Source organism: Corynebacterium hindlerae (assembly GCF_014117265.1).
GTDB lineage: Bacteria > Actinomycetota > Actinomycetes > Mycobacteriales > Mycobacteriaceae > Corynebacterium > Corynebacterium hindlerae.
Genome location: NZ_CP059833.1, coordinates 120,432 through 145,216 on the forward strand (window position 1 = coordinate 120,432; position 24,785 = coordinate 145,216).

At 61.0% G+C, this 24,785-nt stretch carries 21 protein-coding genes and 2 pseudogenes; 4 read left to right on the forward strand and 19 right to left on the reverse strand.

Annotated elements, in window-relative coordinates:
- From arc to HW450_RS00605, 5 genes are read right to left on the reverse strand one after another with little or no spacing between them, the layout of a single operon-like run.
- Positions 1 to 1,533, reverse strand: a complete 1,533-nt coding sequence (gene arc, locus HW450_RS00585; protein ID WP_182386118.1) for a proteasome ATPase — start codon at positions 1,531 to 1,533, stop codon at positions 1 to 3.
- Between the two features lie 4 nt (positions 1,534 to 1,537).
- Positions 1,538 to 2,710, reverse strand: a complete 1,173-nt coding sequence (locus HW450_RS00590) for an HNH endonuclease signature motif containing protein (RefSeq protein ID WP_182386119.1) — start codon at positions 2,708 to 2,710, stop codon at positions 1,538 to 1,540.
- A 29-nt stretch (positions 2,711 to 2,739) separates the two neighbouring features.
- On the reverse strand, positions 2,740 to 3,327 hold the full coding sequence (locus tag HW450_RS00595) for a putative glycolipid-binding domain-containing protein (protein ID WP_182386120.1): 588 nt from the start codon (positions 3,325 to 3,327) through the stop codon (positions 2,740 to 2,742).
- A gap of 20 nt (positions 3,328 to 3,347) precedes the next feature.
- A complete protein-coding gene (locus HW450_RS00600) occupies positions 3,348 to 4,187 on the reverse strand; it encodes a tRNA (adenine-N1)-methyltransferase (RefSeq protein ID WP_182386121.1) in 840 nt (279 codons plus the stop codon).
- 10 nt (positions 4,188 to 4,197) lie between these two features.
- The gene (locus HW450_RS00605) at positions 4,198 to 5,445 is read right to left on the reverse strand and encodes a M18 family aminopeptidase (protein WP_182386122.1); all 1,248 of its coding nucleotides are present in this window, start codon (positions 5,443 to 5,445) and stop codon (positions 4,198 to 4,200) included.
- A gap of 39 nt (positions 5,446 to 5,484) precedes the next feature.
- On the opposite strand from HW450_RS00605, the gene HW450_RS00610 reads away from it, so the two are divergent.
- On the forward strand, positions 5,485 to 6,303 hold the full coding sequence (locus tag HW450_RS00610; RefSeq protein WP_182386123.1) for a RecB family exonuclease: 819 nt from the start codon (positions 5,485 to 5,487) through the stop codon (positions 6,301 to 6,303).
- Here HW450_RS00610 and HW450_RS00615 read toward each other — a convergent pair.
- From HW450_RS00615 to HW450_RS00670, 12 genes and pseudogenes are all read right to left on the reverse strand, one after another.
- A pseudogene (locus tag HW450_RS00615) lies at positions 6,300 to 7,610 on the reverse strand (formate--tetrahydrofolate ligase); the annotation flags it as partial. The gene HW450_RS00610 and the pseudogene HW450_RS00615 overlap by 4 nt on opposite strands.
- A 13-nt stretch (positions 7,611 to 7,623) precedes the next feature.
- Positions 7,624 to 8,934 carry an ISL3 family transposase gene (locus HW450_RS00620; RefSeq protein ID WP_182386125.1) on the reverse strand — a complete coding sequence of 437 codons (1,311 nt, stop codon included), beginning with the start codon at positions 8,932 to 8,934 and terminating at the stop codon, positions 7,624 to 7,626.
- A 127-nt stretch (positions 8,935 to 9,061) separates the two neighbouring features.
- Positions 9,062 to 9,379 (reverse strand): annotated as a pseudogene (locus HW450_RS00625) (formate--tetrahydrofolate ligase); the annotation flags it as partial.
- A 59-nt stretch (positions 9,380 to 9,438) separates the two neighbouring features.
- On the reverse strand, positions 9,439 to 10,752 hold the full coding sequence (locus HW450_RS00630) for an anaerobic C4-dicarboxylate transporter (protein WP_182386127.1): 1,314 nt from the start codon (positions 10,750 to 10,752) through the stop codon (positions 9,439 to 9,441).
- 210 nt (positions 10,753 to 10,962) lie between these two features.
- The gene (aspA, locus tag HW450_RS00635) at positions 10,963 to 12,402 is read right to left on the reverse strand and encodes an aspartate ammonia-lyase (protein ID WP_343159886.1); all 1,440 of its coding nucleotides are present in this window, start codon (positions 12,400 to 12,402) and stop codon (positions 10,963 to 10,965) included.
- 395 nt (positions 12,403 to 12,797) lie between these two features.
- Positions 12,798 to 13,643, reverse strand: coding sequence for an ATP phosphoribosyltransferase (gene hisG, locus HW450_RS00640; protein WP_182386128.1), 846 nt, complete (start codon positions 13,641 to 13,643; stop codon positions 12,798 to 12,800).
- Between the two features lie 9 nt (positions 13,644 to 13,652).
- Positions 13,653 to 13,916: a phosphoribosyl-ATP diphosphatase gene (locus tag HW450_RS00645; protein WP_182386129.1), complete on the reverse strand. Its 264-nt coding sequence runs from the start codon at positions 13,914 to 13,916 to the stop codon at positions 13,653 to 13,655.
- Positions 13,917 to 13,942: 26 nt separating this feature from the next.
- A complete protein-coding gene (locus HW450_RS00650) occupies positions 13,943 to 14,623 on the reverse strand; it encodes an HAD family hydrolase (RefSeq protein WP_182386130.1) in 681 nt (226 codons plus the stop codon).
- Positions 14,624 to 14,634: 11 nt separating this feature from the next.
- Positions 14,635 to 18,159 carry a methionine synthase gene (gene metH, locus HW450_RS00655; RefSeq protein WP_182386131.1) on the reverse strand — a complete coding sequence of 1,175 codons (3,525 nt, stop codon included), beginning with the start codon at positions 18,157 to 18,159 and terminating at the stop codon, positions 14,635 to 14,637.
- A 17-nt stretch (positions 18,160 to 18,176) separates the two neighbouring features.
- Positions 18,177 to 18,557, reverse strand: coding sequence for a hypothetical protein (locus HW450_RS00660; RefSeq protein ID WP_182386132.1), 381 nt, complete (start codon positions 18,555 to 18,557; stop codon positions 18,177 to 18,179).
- 39 nt (positions 18,558 to 18,596) lie between these two features.
- Complete coding sequence (gene mshC / locus HW450_RS00665) at positions 18,597 to 19,850, reverse strand: cysteine--1-D-myo-inosityl 2-amino-2-deoxy-alpha-D-glucopyranoside ligase (protein WP_182386133.1); 1,254 nt, start codon at positions 19,848 to 19,850, stop codon at positions 18,597 to 18,599.
- A gap of 39 nt (positions 19,851 to 19,889) precedes the next feature.
- Positions 19,890 to 20,714 carry an undecaprenyl-diphosphate phosphatase gene (locus HW450_RS00670; RefSeq protein WP_182387214.1) on the reverse strand — a complete coding sequence of 275 codons (825 nt, stop codon included), beginning with the start codon at positions 20,712 to 20,714 and terminating at the stop codon, positions 19,890 to 19,892.
- A gap of 45 nt (positions 20,715 to 20,759) precedes the next feature.
- On the opposite strand from HW450_RS00670, the gene HW450_RS00675 reads away from it, so the two are divergent.
- Genes HW450_RS00675 through HW450_RS00685 form a run of 3 tightly spaced genes read left to right on the forward strand, consistent with a single transcriptional unit; the run spans position 20,760 to position 23,865 of the window.
- Positions 20,760 to 21,638: an aldo/keto reductase gene (locus HW450_RS00675; protein ID WP_182386134.1), complete on the forward strand. Its 879-nt coding sequence runs from the start codon at positions 20,760 to 20,762 to the stop codon at positions 21,636 to 21,638.
- 22 nt (positions 21,639 to 21,660) lie between these two features.
- On the forward strand, positions 21,661 to 22,758 hold the full coding sequence (locus HW450_RS00680) for an NHL repeat-containing protein (RefSeq protein WP_182386135.1): 1,098 nt from the start codon (positions 21,661 to 21,663) through the stop codon (positions 22,756 to 22,758).
- A 12-nt stretch (positions 22,759 to 22,770) separates the two neighbouring features.
- Positions 22,771 to 23,865 (forward strand): quinone-dependent dihydroorotate dehydrogenase, encoded by a 1,095-nt coding sequence (locus HW450_RS00685; RefSeq protein WP_182386136.1) that lies wholly within the window; start codon positions 22,771 to 22,773, stop codon positions 23,863 to 23,865.
- Here HW450_RS00685 and HW450_RS00690 read toward each other — a convergent pair.
- Complete coding sequence (locus HW450_RS00690; RefSeq protein WP_182386137.1) at positions 23,862 to 24,230, reverse strand: hypothetical protein; 369 nt, start codon at positions 24,228 to 24,230, stop codon at positions 23,862 to 23,864. The genes HW450_RS00685 and HW450_RS00690 overlap by 4 nt on opposite strands.
- Positions 24,231 to 24,241: 11 nt before the next feature.
- Entirely contained in the window at positions 24,242 to 24,778 is a 537-nt protein-coding gene (locus tag HW450_RS00695; protein WP_182386138.1) for a YbhB/YbcL family Raf kinase inhibitor-like protein, read from the reverse strand.
- Positions 24,779 to 24,785: the final 7 nt, after the last annotated feature.

Sequence of the window (24,785 nt, forward strand, 5' to 3'; positions counted from 1 at the left end):
CTACCCCACAATCTTTGCTTGGATGACCTTGCCGCCGTGGCGGCCGGTGATGCGTGCCCACTCGTCCGGGTTGGAGGTGTTGGGCAGGTCTTCGTTTTCTTTGTTTTCCATGTCGATCGCCGCGAGGATGTGCGCTTCGGTGATGCCAGGGCCTGCTCCAGAGAGCTGGTCTTTGATGGCGAGTTTTTTAGCGCGGCCGACGATGTTGGCGATCATCGCACCCGAGACGAAGTCCCTGTAGTGCAGGGTTTCTTTGGTCCCGTCAAGCAGGATGAGCTCCACGAAGGGTTTGTCCTGGTAGAGGTAACCCACGGCGGAGTCGATGAGCGAGGCGGCGGGCTGCGCGAGGGGGATGCCGTCGGTGAGATAGCGGGCGAAGATGTCGGTGGCCTGTTCTTTTCCGGGCCGGGAGACGCGGATCTTCACATCGAGGCGGCCCGGGCGGAGGATGGCTGGGTCGATGAGTTCTTCGCGGTTGGTAGCGCCGATGACGATGACGTTGGAGAGAGATTCGACGCCGTCGAGTTCGGCGAGCAACTGCGGGACGACGGTGGTTTCCACATCGGAGCTCACGCCGGAGCCGCGGGTGCGGAAGATTGATTCCATTTCGTCGAAGAACACGATGACGGGGCGGCCTTCGGCGGCCAATTCCCGGGCGCGTTCGAAGATGAGTCGGATTTGGCGTTCCGTTTCGCCTACGTACTTGTTCAGCAGCTCGGGGCCCTTCACATTAAGGAAGTAGGAGCCGCCTTTGACGCCGAGGCGTTCGGCAAGGGAATGAGCGACGGCTTTCGCAATCATGGTCTTGCCACAGCCGGGAGGGCCGTACAGCAGCACACCTTTAGGCGGGTGCAGGTCGTACGTGCGGAAGAGGTCTGGGTGGGCGAAGGGCAGTTCGACGGCGTCCTTGATGTGCTCGATTTGTTCGTCGAGGCCGCCGACGTCGGCGTACGTGACGTCGGGGACGTCCTCGAGGGCGAGGCGGTGGACTTCGGATTTGGGGATTACTTCGAATGCGTACCCGGATTTTTGATCTACCAGCAGTGTGTCCCCGGGGCGGGGTTTGCGTTCGGCGCTGAGCAGCTTGGCGGCGAGGCGGATGACCCGCTCCTCCCCTGCTTGGTTGGCGATGAGGGCGCGGTCGGGGCCGAGGCGTTCGGTGAGGGTTACGAGGCTGCCTTCTTGCGAGTAGCCGCATGCCTCGACGACGACGGATCCCTCGCCAAGCCGGACTTTCATGCCCGGGGTGAGGGACTCTTTAGCCAGCGCTGGGTCAACCATGAGGCGCATGTGGCGGTTGCCGGTAAAGACTTCGGCGGCGCGCCCGTTCTCGGCGTATTCCAGGAACACACCGTAAGTGGATGGCGGGGTTTTGAGTCCCTCGATCTCTTCGTAGAGGAGGGCTAGCTTGTCGCGGGATGCTTTGAGTAGCTCGGCGAGTTTGGTGTTGCGGTCTGCGAGCTCGCGGAGCTGGCCTTTGAGGCGGCGCACTTCTGCTGCGTGCTGCGCTTCTTCGGGCGTGGGGATAGTCATGGTTCTACGATAGCGTGACGGTGAATTCGAACGGCGGTCCGTTCACTACTTGCCAGCCACCAGCTTGTTGGGCTGCTGGGGATTCGTTGCGTTCGTGTGTGCCATCGGGGTGCACCATGACCGGTCTACCCAGCACCATTTCGAAGTGAGTTTCGATCCAACTATCGTCCACCTGTCTGTGATGCTTGGGACACAAGAGAGTCATGTTGTCTACTGAGGTTGGGCCGCCTCTGGACCACGGGACTACGTGGTGGGATTCGCATCGGCTGGCGGGTTCGTTGCATCCCGGATGCTGGCAGACGCCGTCTCGTGCGAACAGTGAAATTCGCTGGTAGAAGTTGGCGGTCCTATTGGCGGTGACCAGTTGCTTCGCGGCACCGTTGTGGTCGTGGACCTGGATGTAGTCGATGATCTTGTCGCTGCTGAGGTAGTTGATCTCAAAGAGATTGAGGTCAACCCCTACGTTGCTGCCGAACTTCGCACGCCAGTCGAATTCGTCTGACTCGGTGATGCTGACGATCAAGGAGCAGTGCCCAGTGTGGCTTCGGCGGTCGCTGGATGCCCACCGGATTACCTGTTCAAAAGCATCGGCATCACGCTGGGCGATGGTGCGGCGGTCGTCTTCGATCTCGTGGGCTTTCTTATCCGCGCGGGCTGCTTGATCAAGCAGTGACTTGAACAAGGCTGCAACAGCGGTTGGAGCGTAGCCACTGAACCGGCAGCCGCCGTGCTCGTCTTGTTCGCCGAGCCTGAAGCGACGCTGGCGGTATGCCTCAAAAGGATCCTGAGCGAGCCGTTCGTTTTCCTCCCGCACGAGTTTCCGTGCGTAATCACGGGTCTGGCGTGGAGTGGACTTCAGCGCGGCGTGTGCTGCCTCCTGGTAAATTTCCGTGCGCCGATCAGAGGACGGCGACAGCTTTTCCATGGCGCCCAGGATAAGGTCCTGATGCTCTACTGGCACCCCAGGATTCCACCAGTTGTTGGCCCGCCGTTCGATCCGATAAGCCTCCGAGGCGCTGGCGCCGGACTTCTCCAATTCGCGGCGGCTCCTGCCTGCAGCCATGCGGGTTTCGAGTCGGGCCACGATCTCTTTTAATGCGAGGAGATCGCCAAAAGATTCGAAGCAGTTGCCGTCGTGAAGCGCATGTTCCAACAGCGCTGTAGCCTGCTTAATCATGGTAACCCCCTCCCGAAAAGTTACCCTAATTAGAACACAAGAGCTAAATCAGGGTATTGTGTGACGACCCCGTTTGCATCCACCGTGAGAGACACATCGACACCCCGAGTGCCCGAAGCGTACCGGACGTGGCGGCTATCAATAGAGCTGTAATACTGGTCGCTGGCAATGACGCGCAGTGAAGGCATATCGATCCACGCCATGATCAATTGTGTTTTTGGCACGTCGCCAGACAACAGGCCGAGGCGCCGGATCGGCATCACATTAGTGAGTGGGCATTTGCCCAAATCCACATCAAGGGCCGACGACAGGTCCGTCCCGGGCGCAATTCCCGGCTCAGGCATCTCGGCCGGCTGGATGCCACTGAGCGAAACGGTCTGGTCCCACACTCCGTCGGAATCCCGAATGAGCTCCAGCGACCGCTGCCATCCCGCGCCCTGGACCTGGACATGGACCCGGGACGTGATCCAGTCCGTGCTGGCATCAAGCATCCAATTCGCCTGGTATTCAGAACAGGTCTGGATCCCAACGGCGGTAAGTCCGTTATCTTGCAGAGCAACGCAGCAGATGTCGCGCTGCGACTCGTCCTGTAAATTGCGCCATGTGTAGTAATCCATGGCACAACGTTACCTAAGACCTACTTCCGCCCGCGGCGCTGTGGGCGTGGGGCGACGGTGCCGTCGGCAAGCCTGCGTGCCCAGACGAGGAACGCGGTGTGGGCGTTCATGCGGTGTTCTGGGCGGGTGGCCAGGCCTTCGACCTTCCATTCGCGCACGAGGGATTCCCACGCTTTTGGCTCGGTAAAGCAGCGCAAAGAGCGGATGCCTTCCATGACCTTCATCAGCTGTGGGACGGTGGCGACGTAGGTCATGAACACGCCGCCGGGTTGCAAGATGGCAGAGCACACGTCGAGGCATTCCCATGGTTCGAGCATGTCCAGGATGATGCGGTCCACCGGCTCGCCGCCGAGATCATCGAGGGTTACCGACCGGAGGTCACCCAACCGTGGGCTCCAGGTATCAGGCCGGCCACCAAACCAACCGTCAACGTTGGACTCGGCGTATTCCAGGTGGTCCTCGCGGATTTCGTATGAGATCAGCTGCCCCTCAGGCCCGATTGCGCGCAGCAGCGCCATCGACAGCGCACCGGAGCCAGCACCGGCCTCGAGTACGCGGGCGCCTGGGAAGATGTCGCCTTCCACCAGGATCTGGGCGGTGTCCTTCGGGTAGATCACGGCCGCGCCGCGGGGCATGGACAGGATGTGGTCCACCAGCAGGTGCCGGAAGCAGAGCCACTGGCCGCCCATGGCGGATTCCACCACGGTGCCTTCCGAGGAGCCGATGATTTTATCGTGCTCGATGATGCCCTTGTGGGTGTGAAGCTTTCCGCCAGGCTCCAAGATGATGGTGAAGTGGCGACGCTTCGCGTCGGTGAGTTGTACGCGGTCGCCCGCCTGGAAAGGTCCGGAATTTGCCATGCGCTGTAGTTTAATCGGCCATCGTCAGGTAAGAAAACAGCGCCTGCTCCATCCACTTCATGTCCGCCACGTGCGCGAGTTCTCGCGCGGAGTGCATGGACAGCAGTGGGATGCCAACGTCCACGGTTTCAATGCCGAGCCGGGTCGCGGTGATTGGCCCGATGGTGGAACCGCAGGGGCTGTTGTTGTTTCCGGCGAAGACCTGGGACGGAACCCCGGCGGCGCGGCAGGCGCGCTCCCACATCCCTACGGTGACCGCATTGGATGCGTAGCGCTGGTTGGAATTCACTTTCGCCACCGGCCCCTGGCCGAGCACCGGATAGTTCACCGCATCGTGCCGGGAAACATAGTTCGGGTGCACCGAGTGGGCGGCGTCGGCAGAGACGCAGGTAGACCGCGCGTACATCTGCTTCGTTTCCTCAAAATCGCGCCCCAACGCACAGGCGGTGCGCCCCAGCACATCCTCTAGGATGGGGCCGGCCGCGCCGGTGGTGGAAGCCGACCCGATCTCCTCGTGGTCAAAAGCGGCGAGCACCAGCACGTCCGTGGCCGTGGCGGTCGCGGCGAGGAATGCCTCCAGCGAGGCATAGACGCTGGAGAGGTTGTCCATGCGGCCTGCGGCAATAAGCTGCTTATCGACGCCGAACAGCGCGCCCGGTTGCGCATCCACCGTGATCAGATCATGGCTGGCAATGTCTTCCTTGGCCACGCCAGCGGCCGCAGCCACCAAGTCCAGCACCTCCACATCCGGGTTCCCCACGGAATAGATCGGCTGGGTGTGGGCCTGGCGGTCCAGCTTCAATCCTTCGTTGGCGCTCCGGTCCAGGTGGATGGCTAAGTGCGGAATCCGGAAATCCCCGTCGGTGACCACATTGCGGGTTGTGCCGTCGTTAAGCACAATGCGTCCGGCGAGCCGCAGCTCGCGGTCGAGCCACGACGGGATGATCGGCCCACCGTAGACCTCAACGCCCGCCTGCTGGAAAGTCGCGGTGCCCAGGTCGCCGCGGGGCTTGAGCTTGAACCCCGGGGAGTCGGTATGGGAGCCGATAATTCGGAACGCCGCCGCCTCCGGGCTCGGCACCCACCATGCCATGAGAGCGCCACCGCGGATCAGGTAATGCCCGCCGGGAGTGGCAGACCAATCGTGCGTTTCCACTTGCTCGGTGAACCCGGCATCGTGAAGTCGCGCTGCCACCTCGTGCGCGGCGTGGTAAGAGCTAGGAGAAGCCTGGATAAAGTCAAGAAAAGCGTCGGACATACCCTCCAGCTTGCCATGTCCCGCTAAGCTGTAGCCATCATGGCTGCAAAGAAACCTCGTCCCCTCGCCCTGTCCCCCTCTCGTGCTTCGGATTACCAGCAGTGTCCACTGCTCTATCGCTTCCGGGCGATCGATCGGCTTCCGGAACCGAGCACGGTTGCGCAGGTCAAGGGGACGTTGGTGCATGCGGTGTTGGAAGAAATGCACAAGCTTCCGCGCGAGCAGCGCACCTACCCGGCCGCGGTGAAACGCCTCAAGCCGCATTGGGCGCGCATGTGTGCCGAGGATGCCGAGCTGGAGCAGCTGGTCCCCGACGATCAGCTGTATGACTTCCTGGTGGAGTCCCGCACTCTCCTGCGTGGCTACTTCGAGATGGAAAACCCGCAGGGCTTCGATGCACACGAGTGTGAGATGTACGTTGATGAGGTGCTGCCCAATGGGGTGCCGGTGCGTGGCTTCATCGACCGGGTAGATATCGCTCCTACCGGCGAGGTCCGTGTGGTGGACTACAAGACGGGTAAGAAACCGCTCCCCCAGTATTCCCAGGCCGCGCAGTTCCAGATGCGGTTCTACGCGCTGGTGTATTGGCGGCTATTCGATCAGATCCCCACCCAGCTGCGCCTGATGTATCTGAAGGTGATGGATTCGATGATCCTCACTCCGTCCCGGGAAGAACTGGAGTATTTCGAGCGTGACCTAGGTGAATTGTGGGCCAAGATCGAAGGCGACGGCAAGGAAGGGACGTTCCGCCCGAAGACCTCAAAGCTGTGCGGTTGGTGCCATCATCAGCCGATCTGTCCGGCTTTTGGTGGCACGCCTCCGGACTACCCGGGGTGGCCGGGTAGCACCGCAGACTAGAACAATCCGGTGATCTCTCCGCTGGGGGTGACGTCGATTCCTTCCGCGGCAGGGAACTTGGGTAGGCCCGGCATGGTCATGACGTCGCCGGTGAGTGCGACGATGAACCCGGCACCTATGCGGGGAATGAATTTGCGCACGTGCAGGGTGTGCCCCGTTGGGGCGCCGAGCGCAGTGGGGTCATCGGAGAAGGAGTACTGGGTTTTGGAAATACACACGGGAAGCGTGTCCCAACCCTGTTGCTGCAGGTATTTGAGGTCTTTTTGGGCGTTGACGCTAAGCTGCACCGCATCCGCCCCATAGATCTCCCGCGCGATCGTCTCGATGGAGGAAAGGACGCCGTCGGCGGGGTCATAGAGTGGCTGCGTGTGCGCAGGCTTATCGACGCCCTCGTCCAGCACCACCCGTGCCAACTCAGTTGCCCCTTCCCCACCATCAGCCCAGACGGTGGTGAGCACCACGGCCACGTCGTGGCGACGACCCCATTCAATGACCTCATTGACCTCGTCTTCGGTGTCGGTGATGAAGTGGTTGAGGGCTACCACGGGTCGGGCACCAAACTTGCGAACGTTGGCTACATGGCGTTCCAGATTCTCGAAGCCACCGTTGTATTTCAGTGCGCGGACTGTGGCGACGACCACCACGGAGGCGACGTCGAGGTCACCTGCTCGGGCCTTGATGTCGAAGAACTTCTCTGCGCCGAGATCGGAGCCGAACCCTGCCTCAGTGAGCACCACGTCGGCGTACCGCAGAGCAGTATCGGTAGCGATCAGCGAGTTGCAGCCGTGCGCGATATTGGCGAAGGGACCGCCATGGACGATTGCGGGGGTTCCGCCCAAGGTCTGGACCAGATTCGGGTTGATGGCGTCGCGAAGCAGTGCGGTGAGCGCACCCGCCGCCCCCAGCTGCTCGGCGGTGACCGGCTCCTGGTCGAAGGTCTGGCCGACGACGATGCGGCTCAGGCGAGCCTTGAGGTCAGCAAGGTCGGTGGCCAGGCACAAGATGGCCATGATTTCGGAGGCCGCCGTGATATCGAAGCCGCTTTCCCGCGGAACGCCTTGGCCAGGCCCGCCGAGGCCAGTGACGATGCCGCGGAGGCTGCGGTCATTGACGTCGAGGCAGCGGCGCCAGGTCACGCGGCGCGGGTCAATGCGGAGCTGATTTCCCTGGTGAATGTGGTTATCGATCATTGCCGCAAGGGTATTGTTCGCCGCGGCAATCGCATGGAGATCGCCCGTGAAGTGCAGGTTGATATCCTCCATCGGCACGATCTGGGCGTAACCGCCACCGGCTGCCCCGCCTTTAATGGCTCTTCCGGTTTTAGAGTGCGTTGATCTTGTCCTGTAGTTGTCCGGAGTGGATCAGGCACCGCAAGATGTAGTGGTTGAGGTTTCGGAATCCCAGGGCGATCCCCCGTAGGTGCTCGAGCCTGCCGTTGATGGCCTCGACCGGCCCGTTGGACGCCCCGATATCGAAGTAGGCGAGCACATCTTCCCGCCGACGCCACAGGGTTCTCCCGAGTTGAGCCAGCTCCTCCAGACCTTTCGGCAAGCCTTTGCGCAGGGTGGTGATGATCCGTTCCATCAACTTCTTGCCTTCTGATTTCTGCGGGTGCCCGTATGCTGTGATCAGGTCCTGGTAGAACATCCAGGTGACCTCGAGTGCCACGTAGTCATCGTCGGTGGCCCACAGCATGTCCAGGCGTTGTTTCTGCCGCTCGGTGAGGTAGTTCGTCCTGGTCAACAGGGTGCGACGGTACTTATACAGCGGATCATCTTTGCGTCCGCGGCGTCCGGTGGTCTCTCGTTGGAGTCGTTGCCGGCACCCGGTGAGTTTGTCAGCCGCCAGATGCACCACATGGAAAGGGTCCATGACTTTATTTGCCTGTGGTAGTTGCTCTTCGACTGCGGTGGCATAACCGGTGAAGCCGTCCATGGTCACCACCTGCACTTGGCGACGGAAGCCGGGGTCGCGTTCCTGCAGCCACCCGCGCAGCACGTCCGCGGACCGCCCCGGTCGCATGTCCAGTAGTCGGGCGGGCCCGCGGCCGTCGACCAGTGGGGTGAGGTCCACGAGGATGGTCACCAGGTTCGAGGGCTGACCTCGGGTGTGTTTCCAGACGTGCTCATCGACTCCGAGGATGCGCACGCCGTCGAGGTGGTGCGGGTCGTCGTAGACGAGCTGGCGGCAGGCATCGAGTGCGACCTGGTTGACCAGGTCCCAGCCGATACCGAGTACTTTGGCGGTGGCAGACACACTCATCCGGTCAATGGCGAGGCGCTGGAGGATCCAGCGGGTGACTCGGTGGGTGAGCTTGGATCCGTCATCCGCGCAGGCCAGGGATGCCTGGAAGATCTTCCTAGAGCAGAAGGGCTCTGTGCACAGAAAGCGGGGGACGCGGACGTCCAGGCGGGTGGGGAACCCGACGACGGGAAGATCAACGAGCCGGCGCAGGGTGTGATCCCTCAGCTTCCCGGGGTGCCCGCAGTCCGGGCAGGTGTGGTTCACGGCCACCGGGGTGGCGTCGATGATGGTGATGTTTCCGGCGTCGGCGGCTCCGGTGATCGTGAGGCCGATTTCTGCGGTGCGGCAGATGGTGTCGGCGACGAGGTTGCCAGTAGTAGGCTGCACAGTAGGGTCCTGGTTCGGTTGGATGGAAGCTTCGCAACTCTCATCTTGTACCGGCCAGGACCCCTATATGTTGTGCCACCCCGAACCCCACCCCATGGTCAGCTACGCACTCTGAAACCGGAAGAGCCCCTTTAATACCCATGACGGGGCCTTGGGACGGCTCGCGGATCGCGACGATGGTGCGGTGCCCGGCAGCGCGGATGGCGTCGGCAAGCCCGATCAGTACCGTGGACTTCCCCTCCCCCGCCAGCGTGGGCGACATGGCGGTGACCAGCAGTAATTTTCCGGTGCGCTCTCGGTCAGGAAGGGCAGCTACATCAATTTTGGCTTTTCCCCGGCCGTATCCGATGACGTGCTCGGTGGGGATTCCGGCCCGCTCGGCGATCGTCGCAATGGGCTCCAGGGTGTGAGCACTCGCGATCTCGAAATCTTGTGGTTGCGTCATATCCACCAATTTAATGAAAAGACCACCCCGAAGGGTGGTCTTTGCGCAGAAAGCAGGGGCTACAGCATGAAGCTACCGAACAGGAAGCCGAACGCAACAGCCAGGGCGATGCACAACGTGCCCGGGATGATGAAGGAGTGGTTGAACACGAACTTGCCGATGCGCGTCGAGCCAGTATCGTCCATCTCCACCGCGGCCAGCAGCGTTGGGTAGGTAGGCAGGATGAATAGCGCGGACACCGCAGCGAAGGATGCGATGGCGACCAATGGAGAAACACCCACAGCGAGGGCTGCCGGAATGAGTGCCTTGGCGGTAGCGGCCTGCGAGTACAGCAGTGCGGCGGCGAAGAACAGGACCACTGCGAGCATCCATGGGAACTGGTTCAGAACGTCGCTGGACAGCGCCTTGATCTGATCGATGTAGCCGTTGATTAGCGTGGTGCCGAGCCAAGCCACACCCAACACACAGACGCAGGCGGACATGCCAGAGCGGAACACGGAGGTCTGCAGGATCGTGTCAGCCTTGAGCTTGCACACCATGGTGATGACGGTGGCAGCGCCCATCATGATGGCCATGATGGCTTCGTTACGAGGAACGGTAGGTTCCTTGATCAGGCCGACCTGGTCGGAGATAGCGGTGGCGTAGAACATGACCACCAAGATGGCGATCAAGAAGATGACCACGGAGGCCTTGGCTCCCTTGACGGGCTCGTAGGCGTGCATGCCCTGTGGTGGCTTTACTGTGCCGTTGGCTAGGCGTTCCTGGTAGACCGGATCATCTTTCAGATCCTTACCCAGGAAGTTCGTGACGAAGGCGGTGAGGATGATGGCCAGGAAGGTGGACAGAATAAACACGGCCAGCATGGACAGGTAACCGACGCCGTGTTCCTTTTCCATGATGCCCGTCATGAAAACGACAGCTGCGGAAATAGGTGACGCGGTGATAGCCATCTGAGAGGCAACGACGGCGATGGATAGCGGACGAGAGGGGCGAACGCCACCCTCCTTTGCCACCTCAGCAATAACTGGCAGCGTGGAGAATGCGGTATGGCCGGTGCCGCAGAAAACCGTCATGAGCCAAGTGACAATTGGGGCCCAGATCGTGATTTGCTTCGGGTTTTTACGCAGTGCCTTCTCTGCGAGATAAACGAGGTAGTCAAGGCCACCGGCTTTCTGCATCGCGGCGATAGCGGCGATGACGGCCATGATGATGCCGATGACGTCGAACGGAATGTCCTTGATGGTGACGGTGAGTCCGGTGAGCCCGAGCAGGAGCACACCTGCGCCGCCGGCGAAGCCGATGGCGATGGAACCCAGTCGCGCACCGAGGAAGATCGCGGCGAGCACGATGATGATGTGTAGTGCGAGTAACACAGTTCTTTCCCTTGGGATACTAGAGTTTCGCACGAAAAGGAGGTTATCTTGCCCGTGTGAAACTCGGGATTATGTAGTTTCACTGCATATTCAGTTGTGAAAAAAGTCTTGGGGATTTTCTCGGATACGCTCCCCGATAGGCTCTGCGCAGGCCTATCGGGGGCGCTACCCAAGGCGGGCACCGATTATCGGCCACCCGAGTACGTAGCGTTAGTCTTCGTACAGCTTGCCACGGTAAACAGGCTTCATGAGGTTCTCAACGGAGAGAACTTCATTCAGCTTCTCTTCATCCATCAGGCCCTTCTCCAGCACCAGATCGCGGACCGAGCGGCCGGTGGCGGCGGCTTCCTTACCGATCTTGTCGCCGTTCAGGTGGCCGATGAATGGGTTGAGGTAGGTGATGATGCCGATGGAGTTGTGCACAAAGTCGGCACAGATCTCTTCGTTGGCGGTGATGCCGACGACGCACTTCTCACGCAGCGTAACGACGGCGTTGGTCAGCAGCGACAGGGACTCGAAGATTGCCTGTGCCAGTGCTGGCTCCATCACGTTCAGCTGCAGCTGGCCAGCCTCAGCGGCCATGAGGACGCACATGTCATTGCCGAAGACCTTGAAGCAGACCTGGTTGACAACCTCAGGAATCACTGGGTTGACCTTGGCCGGCATGATCGAGGAACCTGCTTGCATTTCTGGCAGGTTGATCTCCTTCAGACCAGCGCGTGGGCCGGAGGAAAGCAGGCGCAGGTCGTTACAGATCTTGGACAGGTTCATGGCAGACTGCTTCACTGCCGCATGGGCGTGCATGTAGCAGGAGTTGTCGTAGGTTGCCACCAGAAGGTCTGGTGCGCCCTTGATGTCCAAACCGGTGACCTCTGCGAGGGCCTTGACGATGGCGTCCTGGAAACCGTCTGGGGTGTTCAGGCCGGTACCGATTGCGGTGGCGCCGAGGTTGGTGGTGAGCAGAATCTTGATGGCTTCCTCGAGGAAGTCGGCTTCTTCGTGGAGGCCGTGGCCGAAGGCTTCAAACTCCCCACCCAAGGTCATTGGGACAGCGTCTTGGAGCTGGGTGCGACCCATCTTGAGGACATGGGAGAACTCCTTACCCTTGGCGAGGAAGGCGTCGGCAAGGTTGCGCAGTTCCTCAATGTAGCCGACCGCAGCGTGGTAAATGCCGAGCTTGAGGCCGGTTGGGTAGGCGTCGTTGGTGGACTGTGCCATGTTGACGTCGTCGTTTGGGTTGAGGTCGTGGTACGAGCCCTTTGGCTTGCCCATGTGCTCCAGCGCAAGGTTAGCGACAACCTCGTTGGTATTCATGTTCATGGACGTGCCGGCGCCACCTTGGAAGGAATCCGTGGGGAACTGGTCCATGCAGCGACCCTCTTCGAGGATTTGGTCGCAGGCCCAGACGATGGCTTCGTACTTGTCCTTTGGCAGGGTCTTGCAGGCACGGTTGGCCATAGCGGTGGCCTTCTTGACCTGAACCATGCCACGAATGAAGTCCGGCACTTCATTGTGTGTCTTGCCGGAAATGTTGAAGTTCTGGACCGCGCGGAGGGTGTGGATGCCGTAGTAACAGTCGTTTGGAACTTCCATGGTTCCGAGCAGGTCCTCTTCGGTTCGGGTCCCTTGGGTGAAGGTTGGATCAGTCACGGTGTTGCTCTCCTTTTCGCCACATGTGACCTAAAGGTGTGTTGGTATCTCCAACAAGCGCCTTGAGTAATCTCTGATGGCTCGCCGCTCCTGTCTGCAGTGAGCCAAATAATTGGATTGGGCAATTGATTCAATAACCCATTGTACCGAGCGCATGTTTTCAAGCCAAGGGTTTTTCCAACAAAGTGGGCATTTTCGGATGTGGCATTATGCACGTTTTAGGTGGGGAACTTTTACCCCTATCTATTTGTTTTCATTACCTTCTTGACGGTTGTTCAACAATGCAGGTCAGCGGGCTGTGAAGCGCTGCTTTACGTGGAGAAATAAAAATAACCCGAGGGAAGAAGATGTCCTCCCACGGGCCTACTCCCCCAATTAGTGGGGAGATTAAACACCTACATTCGGGCAATCCTGATCTCGGAAGCCAAAATCGCCTTGGCACCCAAAACGGACAGTCGGTCCATGATTTGGTTTGCTTCCTTGAATGGCACCATAGCGCGCACTGCAACCCAATCCTCGTGTGCCAACGGGGATACCGTCGGCCCGGACAGGCCCGGAGTGATCGTGGTTGCTTCCGCCAGCAAATCCCGCTGAATGTTATAGTCCAGCATGAGGAAATTCTGGGCGTGCAAAATGCCCTCCATGCGGCGCAGGAACACGCGGTGGGCGTCGCGAAGCTCAATGCCCTGCCGCGCCACGACGACGGCCTCGCTGTCGCAAATCACTGGGCCGAACGGCACCAGCCCCTGCTTGCGCAGCGTCCGACCGGTGGACACGACGTCCGCAATCGCATCAGCGACACCCAGCTTGATGGAAATCTCCACGGCGCCGTCAAGGCGGATAACCTCAGCGGACACCCCACGAGCCTTGAGATCCTCGCGCACCAGGTTGGGGTACGACGTCGCAATACGCAGCCCTTCCAAGGAATCCACCGTGTAATTGGCCTCCCGCGGACCGGCGTAGCGGAACGTCGAAGCGCCGAAGCCCAGCGGCATCACTTCCTCCACCTTGGCCATGGAATCCGCGGCCAGGTCACGACCGGTGATCCCCAGGTCCAGGTGCCCCTTGGCAACGTAAATCGCGATGTCTTTCGGACGGAGGAAGAAAAACTCCACCTTGTTCGTCTGATCGAGCACCGTCAGGGCTTTAGGATCTTGCCGACGCTCGTAGCCAGCTTCCTGCAAAATAGCGACGGCGCGCTCAGACAACGAGCCTTTATTCGGTACAGCAACTTTGAGCATGAGAAATCCTTAGAGGTACTTGTAGATGTCTGCTGGTTCCAGGCCTCGGGCCACCATCATGACCTGGGTCCAGTAGATGAGCTGAGACATTTCTTCCGCAAGCTCCTCGTCGGACTGGTATTCCGCTGCAATCCAGACTTCGCCCGCTTCTTCGATGATCTTCTTACCCAGATGATGGACGCCCTTATCCAAAGCAGCGACAGTGCCGGAGCCCTCTGGGCGTTCCTGGGCGCGGGTTCGAAGTTCAGCGTACAGCGAGTCAAAATTCTTCACGGGGCCTATTGTTTCACAAGCAATGCTTAGTGTCGTGCACAGGCCCTAAACCACGCGCCACAAAGCTGTGGAGTTACCCCTATAAAGGAGGTACTTCCGTGCTGTGCGCGCATATCCAGGACGCCGTCTGGCACCGGGCCGTGCTCTGGCAGCCCAACGACGCGGCAGCCCGCATCCCGGGCGGCCAGCATGCCAGCCTGGGAATCCTCAAATACCAGGCACTGCTGCGCGTCCACTCCGAGGCGGGCCGCCGCAGTGAGATAGATCTCCGGGTCAGGCTTGCCCGCAGAAACCTCATTGCCACAGATGGTGCTGGTGAACAACTCCCGGCCGATCGCATCGATCGCGGGGGCTGCGAGCACCCGGTTGGTGTTGGTGACCAGCATCATCGGGGTGCCTGCTGCTTTCAAGGAGCCGAGTAACTCAGCAACCCCGTCCCGCAGTTCAAGTCGGGTATCAAACAGCTCCTGGACGCGGGTGAACATAGCGCTGCGGTAGCGTTCGTAATCAGCATCGCTGACGCTCACCCCGGCATGCTCGGCGCAGATCGCCAGCGTGTTGGCAAAGGTGCCGCCAACGGTGCGGGCGCGCAGCTCCGGGGTGAGGCGACGCCCCATCGATTCGCTCATCTCATAGGTGGCGATCCCCCACAACGGTTCGGAATCGACGAGGGTGCCGTCCATATCCCACAAAATTGCTTGGTACATGAACCCCAAGCTTAGACGTTAAAGTACTTAGCCTCCGGGTGGTACAGCACGAACGCATCCGTGGATTGCTCGGGGTGCAGCTGCAATTCCTCAGACAACGACACGCCGAGGCGCTCTGGCTGCAACAACGCCACCAAGCCACGGCGGGACTCCAAGTCCGGGCAGGAACCATAACCGAAGGAGTACCGCGCGCCGGAGTAATCCAGATCGAAGAAGCGACGGGGATCCTCGGCGTCCTGCTGGCCGACATTCGTACCGTCGGAGAGTGTGAGCTCGGCGCGGATCCGGCTGTGTAGCCACTCCGCGATGGCTTCGGTGAGCTGCACGCCCAGGCCGTGGACCTCTAGGTAGTCGCGGTATTCGTTGGCGGCAAACAGCTCGTTGGCAAAGTCTGCGATGGGCTGGCCCATGGTGACCAGCTGGAACGGCAGCACGTCGATCCGATCCGGGGCGATAAAGTCTGGAATGGACAGGCAGCGACCCCGTTGCTGGCGCGGGAAATCAAAGCGGGTGAGTTCCGGAGCGTCGAGCGAAGGTTCGGTGTGCACGATGATGGATTCGCCCTCCGCGTGCGCCGGGAAATACCCGTACACCGCTGCGGCGTGGTCCAAAATTCCCTCGGACTTGAGGCGGTCGAGCCACATGCGCAGCCGTGGGCGGCCTTCGCGTTCCACCAGGTCTTCGAAGGTGTCGTCGGAACCCTTGGCGGGTTTAAGTCCCCACTGCCCCATGAACAAGGCGCGCTCATCGAGCATCGGCAGGAAGTCTGCCAAGGTGATGCCCTTAAGGATGCGGGTACCCCAGAACGGCGGCGTGGCGCGTGGTACATCGACGGCAACGTCAGAGCGTTCCGGCAGCACCACCGGTTCGGCGGTCGCTTTGCGCTCCTCGGCGATGCGCAGTGAACGCTCGCGACGGGCTTTGCGCTCGGCCTTCTTCTTTTCGGCCGCCTCGGCAGCGGCGATCTGCTCCGGGGATTGCGACCCATTCTTCAGCGCCATCACGTTGTCCATGAGGGTCAAACCCTCGAAGGCGTCTTTGGCGTAGTAGACGCTGCCCTCGTAGATCTCATCCAGGTCGTTTTCCACATAGGTGCGGGTCAGGGCCGCGCCGCCGAGGAGAACCGGATACTTGGACAGTCCAGCGGCATTAAGCTCTTGCAGGTTTTCCTTCATCACCACGGTGGATTTCACCAGCAGACCGGACATGCCGATGACATCGGCGCCGTGTTTTTCGGCGGCCTCAGCGATGTCGCGGATGGGCTGCTTAATCCCGAGATTGACCACTTCGTAGCCGTTGTTGGACAAGATAATGTCCACCAAGTTTTTGCCGATATCGTGGACGTCGCCTTTGACGGTGGCGATGACGAGTTTGCCCTTGGATCCGGTGGAGTCGGTGGCCTCCATGAATCCCTCCAGGTAGGCCACTGCCGTTTTCATGGTTTCGGCGGACTGGAGCACGAACGGCAGCTGCATTTGGCCGGAGCCGAAGAGATCACCCACCGTCTTCATGCCTGAGAGGAGGTCTTGGTTGATGATCTCGATGGGGCCCTTCTCAGCCATCGCGAGGTCGAGGTCGGCTTCGATTCCCTGCTTCTCGCCGTCGATAATGCGCTGCGCAAGGCGCTCAAAGAGCGGCATAGCGGCGAGCGCTTCGGCCCGGGCGTCCTTGGCGCTGGAGGCGTCGACGCCTTCGAAGAGCTCCATGAACACCTGCAGTGGGTCGTAGGTGTCGGTGCGGCGGTCGTACACCATGTCTAGCGCTACTTCGCGCTGGCGCTCGTCGATGCGGTTCATCGGGATGATCTTGGAGCTGTGCGCGATCGCAGTATCCAGGCCGGCTTCGATGCATTCGTTGAGGAACACGGAGTTGAGCACCTGGCGGGCGGCTGGGTTTAGCCCGAAGGAAATGTTGGACAGGCCGAGGGTGGTGTGTACCTTCGGATGCGCTGCTTTGAGGCGCTTGATGGCCTCGATGGTTTCGATGCCGTCGCGTCGGGTCTCTTCCTGGCCGGTGGAGATTGGGAAGGTGAGGCAGTCGACGATGATGTCCTGCTCCTGGAAGCCCCAGTTTTGCGTGATGTCGGCGATGAGGCGCTCAGCCACGGCCACCTTGTGGTCGGCGGTGCGGGCCTGTCCGGATTCATCGATGGTCAGCGCCACCACTGCGGCCCCGTGCTGTTTGGCTAGGCGCATGATCCGTTGGTAGCGGGAGTCCGGGCCGTCGCCATCTTCGAAGTTCACGGAGTTCAGCGCGCAGCGACCACCGAGTACCTTCAGGCCGGCTTCCAGCACAGCAGGTTCAGTCGAGTCGAGCATGATGGGCAACGTGGTGGCTGTAGCGAGGCGGGAGGCCAGCTGGTGCATGTCGTCGCGGCCGTCGCGTCCCACGTAGTCGACGCACACGTCGAGCATATGCGCGCCGTCGCGGGTCTGCCCTTTGGCAATGTCGATGCACTTTTCCCAGTCCCCGGCGAGCATCGCTTCACGGAACGCCTTGGAGCCGTTGGCGTTGGTGCGCTCGCCGATCATGGTGATGCCGGTGTCTTGTTTAAGTGGAATGGCCTGGTAGAGGGAGGAAACGTAGTCTTCCGGCTCGCGGTCTGGCAGTGGGGCTTCCAGCTTTTCGACGGCGTTAGCCAGGAGCCTAATGTGCTCCGGAGTCGTGCCACAGCAGCCGCCGACCATCCGCAGGCCGTATTCCCGGATAAAGCTCACGAGAGCCTCTTCAAGTTCGGGGGCAGTCAGCGGGTAGACCGCACCGTCTTTACCGAGTACGGGTAGGCCGGCGTTCGGCATAACGGTGACCGGAACGGAGGCGTGTTGGGAGAGGTAACGCAGGTGTTCGCTCATTTCGGCGGGGCCGGTGGCGCAGTTCAGGCCGATGGAGGAAATTCCGAGGCGTTCCAGAGCAGTGAGGGCGGCCCCGATTTCGGAGCCGAGCAGCATTGTGCCGGTGGTTTCCACGGTGACGTGCACCATGATGGGAAGGGTGACCTCAAGTTCTTCGAAGGCGCGCTGGCACGCGAGGACAGTCGACTTGACCTGCAGCAGGTCCTGGGCGGTTTCGATGAGGATCGCGTCGGAGCCGCCGCGGATGAGGCCCTTGGCGGCCAGGTAGTAGTGTTCGCTGAGGGCATCGAATAGCGCGTGCCCGAGGGATGGCAGCTTCGTGCCCGGGCCGAGCGCACCGACGACGAACTTGCCCTCAAAGGTGTCGGCTACCTCGCGGGCGATGCGGGCACCAGCGTAGGCGAGTTCCTCGCAGCGGTCGGCGATGTCATAGTCGGCGAGGTTGGGGAGGTTACACCCGAAGGTATTGGTTTCGACGAAGTCGGCGCCGGCTTCATAGTACGACCGGTGGATGCTGGCGACGATGTCGGGCCGGGTGACATTGAGGATCTCGTTGCAGCCTTCCAGTCCGAGGAAATCGCTGTCCACGGACATATCGAAGCCCTGGAGCTGGGTGCCCATGGCACCGTCGCCCACGAGAATTCGGGCGGACAAGGCATCGAGGAATGCTGTACTAGTCTTCATAAACTAGACAGCTTAGACTATTCCAGTTCTGGAAGTGAAGCCAAGGCGTCATTAGATGCAGCGGAAGCAGCAACGGCCTTCTTAAACAGCGCATTGAGCTCCTCGCGCTCCTCCGGCTCCACCACCGCATCCGCGTGTCGAGCATTGAACTCGTCGATTGCGGTAATCGTGGTTCCCACCAGCTGATTCACCGCGTCAACCTCTGCACCTTCCGGAAGCGCATCGAGGCCATCCAAGAACGCCTCCAGAATCTCCTGCAACTGCGGCAGCACAGCAGGATCAAAGGGCTGATCCCAAAACTCGCGCTCCTCTTCTCGTAGGTAGGAGCCGGAAGCGAACTCCCTAAGATCGGAAATAAACTCATCTACATCGGTCTGAAACTGCGTACGAATAGTCATGGTCCTCATTGTCTCCTAAAAACCGTGTGCGCGCCTGTGCTACAGGCGTACCCCGAGCAGGGCATGGACAGCGGTACGCACAATCTGGCCAGCTTCTGACTCTGCAACGTCCTCGTCGGCCACGCTCAACGCCCACGCATCAACGGCAGACAATGCGCGTGGGGTGTCCAGGTCGTCGGCAAGCGCGCTGCGTAGTTCGGCAACCAATGCCCGGGCCGTGGTCAGGTCGGTAGCACGCTGCACGGCGCTGCGCCACCGCTCAAGACGCAGGGTGGCAGTGGTGAGCCCTGCATCGGACCAATCGCGGTCGCTGCGATAGTGGTGCGCGAAGACACCCAGGCGGATCGCACTCGGATCGTGGCCAGCGGCCGTGAGCTTGGATACGAACACCAGGTTGCCCAGGGACTTCGACATCTTCACGCCGTTGAGAGACATCATGCCTGTGTGCACATAGGTCTCCGCCATCCGGTGCACGCCGTGCAGTGCCTCCGCGTGCGCCGCGGAAAACTCGTGATGCGGGAAGATCAAGTCACTGCCGCCACCCTGGATGGCAAAGGTAGGGCCCAGTCGGTTCGTGGCGATCGCCGAACACTCGATGTGCCAGCCGGGTCGGCCAGCGCCAAACGGCGCATCCCACGACGGCTCCCCCGGCCGGGCCGCCCGCCAAATTAGCGCATCCAGCGGATCCCGCTTGCCGGGCCGTTCCGGATCTCCGCCACGTTCGGCAAAGAACTTTTCCATCGTGGCGCGGTCATAGTTCGATTCGTAACCGAACTGCTCCGTGGCATGAATCGACGCGTACACGTCTGGGTACTCGTCGCCTTCGATCTGGTAAGCAGAACCGTTGTCCAGTAGTCCCTGCACCATCGCGATCACTTCATCCACCGCGTCCATGACGCCTACGTAATGCTGCGGGGGCAGCACCTCCAGTTGCTCCATATCGGAACGGAACAGATCGATCTGGCTGGTACCCAGCTCCTGCCAGTCCACCCCGTCGCGCTCGGCGCGTTCAAACAACGGATCGTCCACATCGGTGATGTTCTGGACGTAGGTCACCTCTACCCCGTTGTCAAGCAGCTGCCGGTACGCCAAATCGAAGGCGAGGTAGGTGGCCGCATGGCCGAGATGCGTGGCGTCATAAGGAGTGATGCCACACACGTACATGCCGGCGCGACCGTCGGGGGTAGACACGACGTTGTAGTCCTGGCTGGAGGTATCGAACAACACCAGCGGAACCGGGGCGCCGAGCGCAGGATCAAGACGGGGAACTTCAGGACGTGGCCACGAATGCATACCTAGAACTTTAGCGAGGCCACAGTTTGCGCGCTTCAGCTAGGGCTGCAATACCCCTGCAGCCAGCAGACCCATCACCAACAGACCCGCAGGGATGCGGTACGCGGCGAACCACGAGAACGAGTGATGCGAGACGAACTTCAGCAGCCACGCAATGGATGCATAACCCAGCACAAAGGCGATACTGGTTCCCACCAGCAGCTGCGCCCCACTGGCAGCCTGACCAGCCTGCGGAGCAAACGCGTCAGGGAGCGAGAACAACCCAGAGGCCAGCACTGCCGGGATAGCGAGGAGGAAGGAAAACCGCGTCGCTACCTCACGATTCAGGCCGGTAAACAGACCCGCTGACACCGTGCCACCCGAGCGCGACACGCCTGGAATCAGCGCCAAGCACTGCGCGCAGCCCATGATCAGGGCGTCCTTCATCGTGAGCTCATCAAAGGAGCGTGTCTTCTTACCGAACTTCTCCGCCGTGATGAACACGAACGAAAACAGCACCAGCACCGTCGCGGTGATCCACAAATTGCGCAGGTTATCGCGGATCAGGTCCTTGCCCAGGTAGCCGAGGATCGCGACCGGCAACGTACCGACGATCACCATCCACCCCATCCGGTAATCAAAATCCCGCTTGTTCTTATTGAACAGGCCCGTGAGCCACCCCTTCGCGATCGTGAAAATATCGCGCGCAAAGTACACCAGCACAGCAGCCTCAGTCCCCAGCTGCACCACAGCGGTGAAGGAAGCGCCAGCGTCCACACCCCAGAACAACGAGGAGATGATGCGCAGGTGGCCGGAGGAACTGACCGGCAAAAACTCGGTCAAGCCTTGGACGGCGGACAACACAATGGTCTGGGACCATGACATAGCTTCGGTATTCACGCCAGTAACCCTACGGTATCGTTGAGGGCTGTGAAACAACGGCAACTTGGGACAAGCGGTCTGCGGATCTCGTCCATTGGCTTGGGCACGCGGACGTGGGACGCGGGGATGGACGTCGATAAGGCGCGCGATGTGCTCCGCGGTTTTGTGTCCGCAGGGGGCACGCTTGTCGACGCTGCCTCCCTCCCGTTACTCGCCGCGGCGCTGCCGGCAGTCCCACGAGAAGAGCTCGTGTTGTCGCTTGCTGCCGGCGTGGACCCCACTGCTCCGGTAGGGATGCGAGTGGACTGTTCCCGCAGGTCATTGCTGGCTTCGTTGGATCGATCCCTCGCCGTGCTTGGGGTGGATCACGTCGATATTTTCAGCGTGGAGTACTGGGATGGCCTGACTCCCCCGGCTGAGATAGTGGACACTTTGGAGTCCGTGGTGCGCTCCGGACGGGCCCGCTACGCCGGGGTCCGCGGCTATTCGGGGTGGCAGGCGGCCGTCACCACGTCCCCACAGATCGTGGTCGCTCAGGCCGAATATAACCTCTTGGACCGCTCGGCGGAACAGGAATTGCTGCCCGCCGCGGAGTTTTTGGGGCTCGGATTCATAGCAAGTTCCTCCCTCGCGCACGGGATCCTGACAGGCAAATACCGCGACGGCGCCCAGCCGACGGACGCCGCGGTGTTTGGTCGGCTCGATCCGCACAGCAGTCGCGTGGTGGAAGCGTTGGGTACCGCCGCGACGGGGCTCGGCATCTCTCCGGTCACCGCGGCACTGGCCTGGTCGCAGGGGCGACCGGGGGTATCGTCCACCCTGGTAGGTGTGAGCGACGCTGCGCAGTTGCCAGATGTCCTGCGTGCAGCCTCGGTGGTCCTGCCGGCGGCGATCGTCGAGGCGCTAGATGAGGTTTCGGCTCGGTAACCCTCTGGTAACCTTGTTAGGCGTGAAGAAATCCCAGCGTAGCTCCCTCATCGCCGCCGTCGCGGTGGTTTCCACCTTGTTGACCTCGTGCACCCCACCAGGCGTGGAAGATCCACAGAAACAAGCCCAGGAGCAAGCCGCCAATAATCAAACGGTGTCCGGCGCCCTGGGAGGTGCTACCCCGGCGCAGTCGCCCGCATCGGAGCACCCCGCAGGTGAAGTGCTGCGTCTGGAGGCCCCCTTTGATAAAGCCACCGACATCGAACTATCCGGTGACATCTTCCTCGTGCGTGCCGCGGAGAAAATCGCTATCGGCACGATCGACCAGCTGCGGACCAACTCTTACAAGGAGATGGACATCATCAAGGCCTGCGGCGACGTTTCCGTTACCGGGGATACCTTCGTGCTGCCGTGCCCGAAGCCCGTGGACGGCGCGGGCGGTGGAACCATCTACCTCATCGATGCGAAGAACCCATCTTTTAAAGACACCCGCCGGGCGGACATGGAGTTCACCTCCGCAGCGCTGACCACCACCGGTGAGGTGATCGGCGGTAGTTCGAACCAACCGGATGTTGTGGTGTTTAGTGGATCGGGCTCCAAGAAAATCTCGACCTCCCGCAAGGCGGACGAGATGGTCTCCAGCGCAGTGTCTGGCACCCGTGACGGTGTGGTGTTCATCGAACGGGAAAAGACCGTTATCCAGGGCGTGGACTTTAGCAATAATCGTCCGGGTGGTGCGCTGCGCATGGGAGTGGGTGTCGGCTCCATCGCCGCAGGCGAAGAAGGCCTGTTCCTAGCCTCGGATACCTTGGGCCACCAATTGGGCGTCTACACCGACGACGACATCTTGATGCTGCACCAGACCGTCAGCACCGACCCCTCGCCGTGGGCCGTGGCGTGGGACGCCAAGCGCAAGCTCGCCTGGGTATCTTCGAATGCGACCAACAAGATTCAAGCCTTTAAGATCTCCTCTGGCGTCCCTGAACTCCAGGGCGCTGTGGACTCCGTGGCCAATGTTCGTAGCATGACCATTGACACGGACGGCAACATCTACGCACTTTCCGATTCCGGCGCTGGGCTGCAGTACATCCCGGCCACCGACGTGGACAAGCAACTCTAAGGACTGTTTTCGATGACCGCTCACCCGCTGCGTACCGCCGGCTACAACTTCGCACTGAAACAGATGTTCCGCCTGCGCCCCGAACGCATTCACATCCTCATGGCGCAGGCACTCGGGCTGTTGCACAAAGCCACCCCGGTTAATCGCGCGCTGAACAAAGTGCTGCCAGTCCATGACCCGATCCTGGCGCAGACCGTGTTCGGGGTGGAGTTTCCTCGTCCACTGGGGTTGGCAGCTGGATTCGATAAGAATGCCACCTGCGCCGACGCCTGGGCGCCCCTGGGGTTCGGTTACGCCGAACTCGGGACCGTGACGGCACAGGCCCAGCCGGGCAACCCGACTCCTCGCCTGTTCCGCTTGCCTGCGGACAAGGCGATTTTGAACCGGATGGGTTTTAACAACCGTGGCGCCGCTTTTGCTGCAGAGCAGCTGCGGCAGCGGTCGTCGAAGGACGTCATCGGTATCAATATCGGCAAGACTAAGGTTGTGCCCGCTGAGGAAGCGGTGGCGGACTATTGCGCTTCCGCGTCCCTGCTGGGTGACCTTGCGGATTTCTTGGTGGTCAACGTCTCCTCCCCAAACACCCCGGGGCTAAGGGACCTGCAAGCGGTGGAATCTTTGCGACCGATCTTGACCGCGGTGCTGGAATCCACCACGTCTCCTGTGCTGGTGAAGATCGCGCCGGACCTGTCCGACGAGGACGTGGACGCCGTCGCTGACCTCGCGGTGGAGTTGGGGCTTGCTGGCATCGTGGCCACTAACACCACTATTTCCCGGGACGGATTAACGACGCCAGCTGCTGAGGTAACGGCAATGGGCGCCGGCGGTATCTCCGGAGCCCCAGTCGCAGCACGATCCCTGGAGGTGCTGCAACGGTTGTACGCGCGGGTGGGATCTCAGCTGGTGCTGATCTCGGTTGGTGGCATCACCACCCCGGAGGAGGCTTGGAAACGCATCGCCTCCGGTGCAACGCTGCTGCAGGGCTACACCCCGTTCATCTACGGTGGTCCGGATTGGATCCGCGACATCCACCTGGGAATCGCAGCGAGGCTGCGGGAACACGGGTTCAGTAATATCTCCGAGGCCGTGGGCTGTCAGAAGTTCTAGCTACGTGGGATAGCTGCTCGGCGTAGGACCAGGCTACACAGCAGGGCTGCGATGGCGTAGGCAGGCAACCACCACTGCTCCATCACATATAGCGGCTCATTTGGAATGAACCGGCCACCCACGACGAGCAATAGCGCCACAGCAAGCGCGAACACGCTCCATACGGAGCGTGGCTGTCCGGGAGCCGCCATGCCAAAGCCTCCGACGAGTGCCCCGGCCACCACGATGAGAAGAAAACGCGGTGTGACCTGGAATGGCACCAGGAAACCCTCCGTGACCACAGCCACGAAGGTGAAGATCGCTAAGACGATGGCGATGGCGACGAAAGCTCCGCCGAAGCGGATGGCGACGGGAAGATCACTCATAGCGGGTGATCTTAGTGGTTTTCGTGCCAGCCCCACGTAATAGCGCGCCCGAGGGTGTGGAAGTACAGATTGAAGCCCAGCACCGTGGGGGTAGCATCCTCAGGGATGTCGAGCTTCTCCACATCCAGGGCGTGGACAGCAAACAGGTAGCGGTGCGGCGCGTGGCCTGCTGGTGGCTGGGGACCGTAGTAGCCGCGCTTACCGGAATCACCCTTGAGGGTGACGACGCCTTCGATTCCACCCAGGGTTTCATCGCCAGCACCTGAGGGAACCTCGGTGACGGTGGCGGGGATGTTGAATACTGCCCAGTGCCAGAAACCAGAAGCAGTCGGCGCGTCTGGGTCGAAGCAGGTGATGGCGAGAGATTTGGTGCCTTCAGGCAGATCAGACCACTGCAGCTGAGGCGAGACATCGTTGCCGCCGAGCTGCTCAGGTTTGAAGGTGCCCCCGTCAACGAAGTCGGAGGAGCTCAAGGGGAAGCTGGGTTTATCCCCTAGAGGTGCGTAAGGATCAGGGCCGGGAAAACGAGAATCAATGTAGGAAGTCATACTTCCC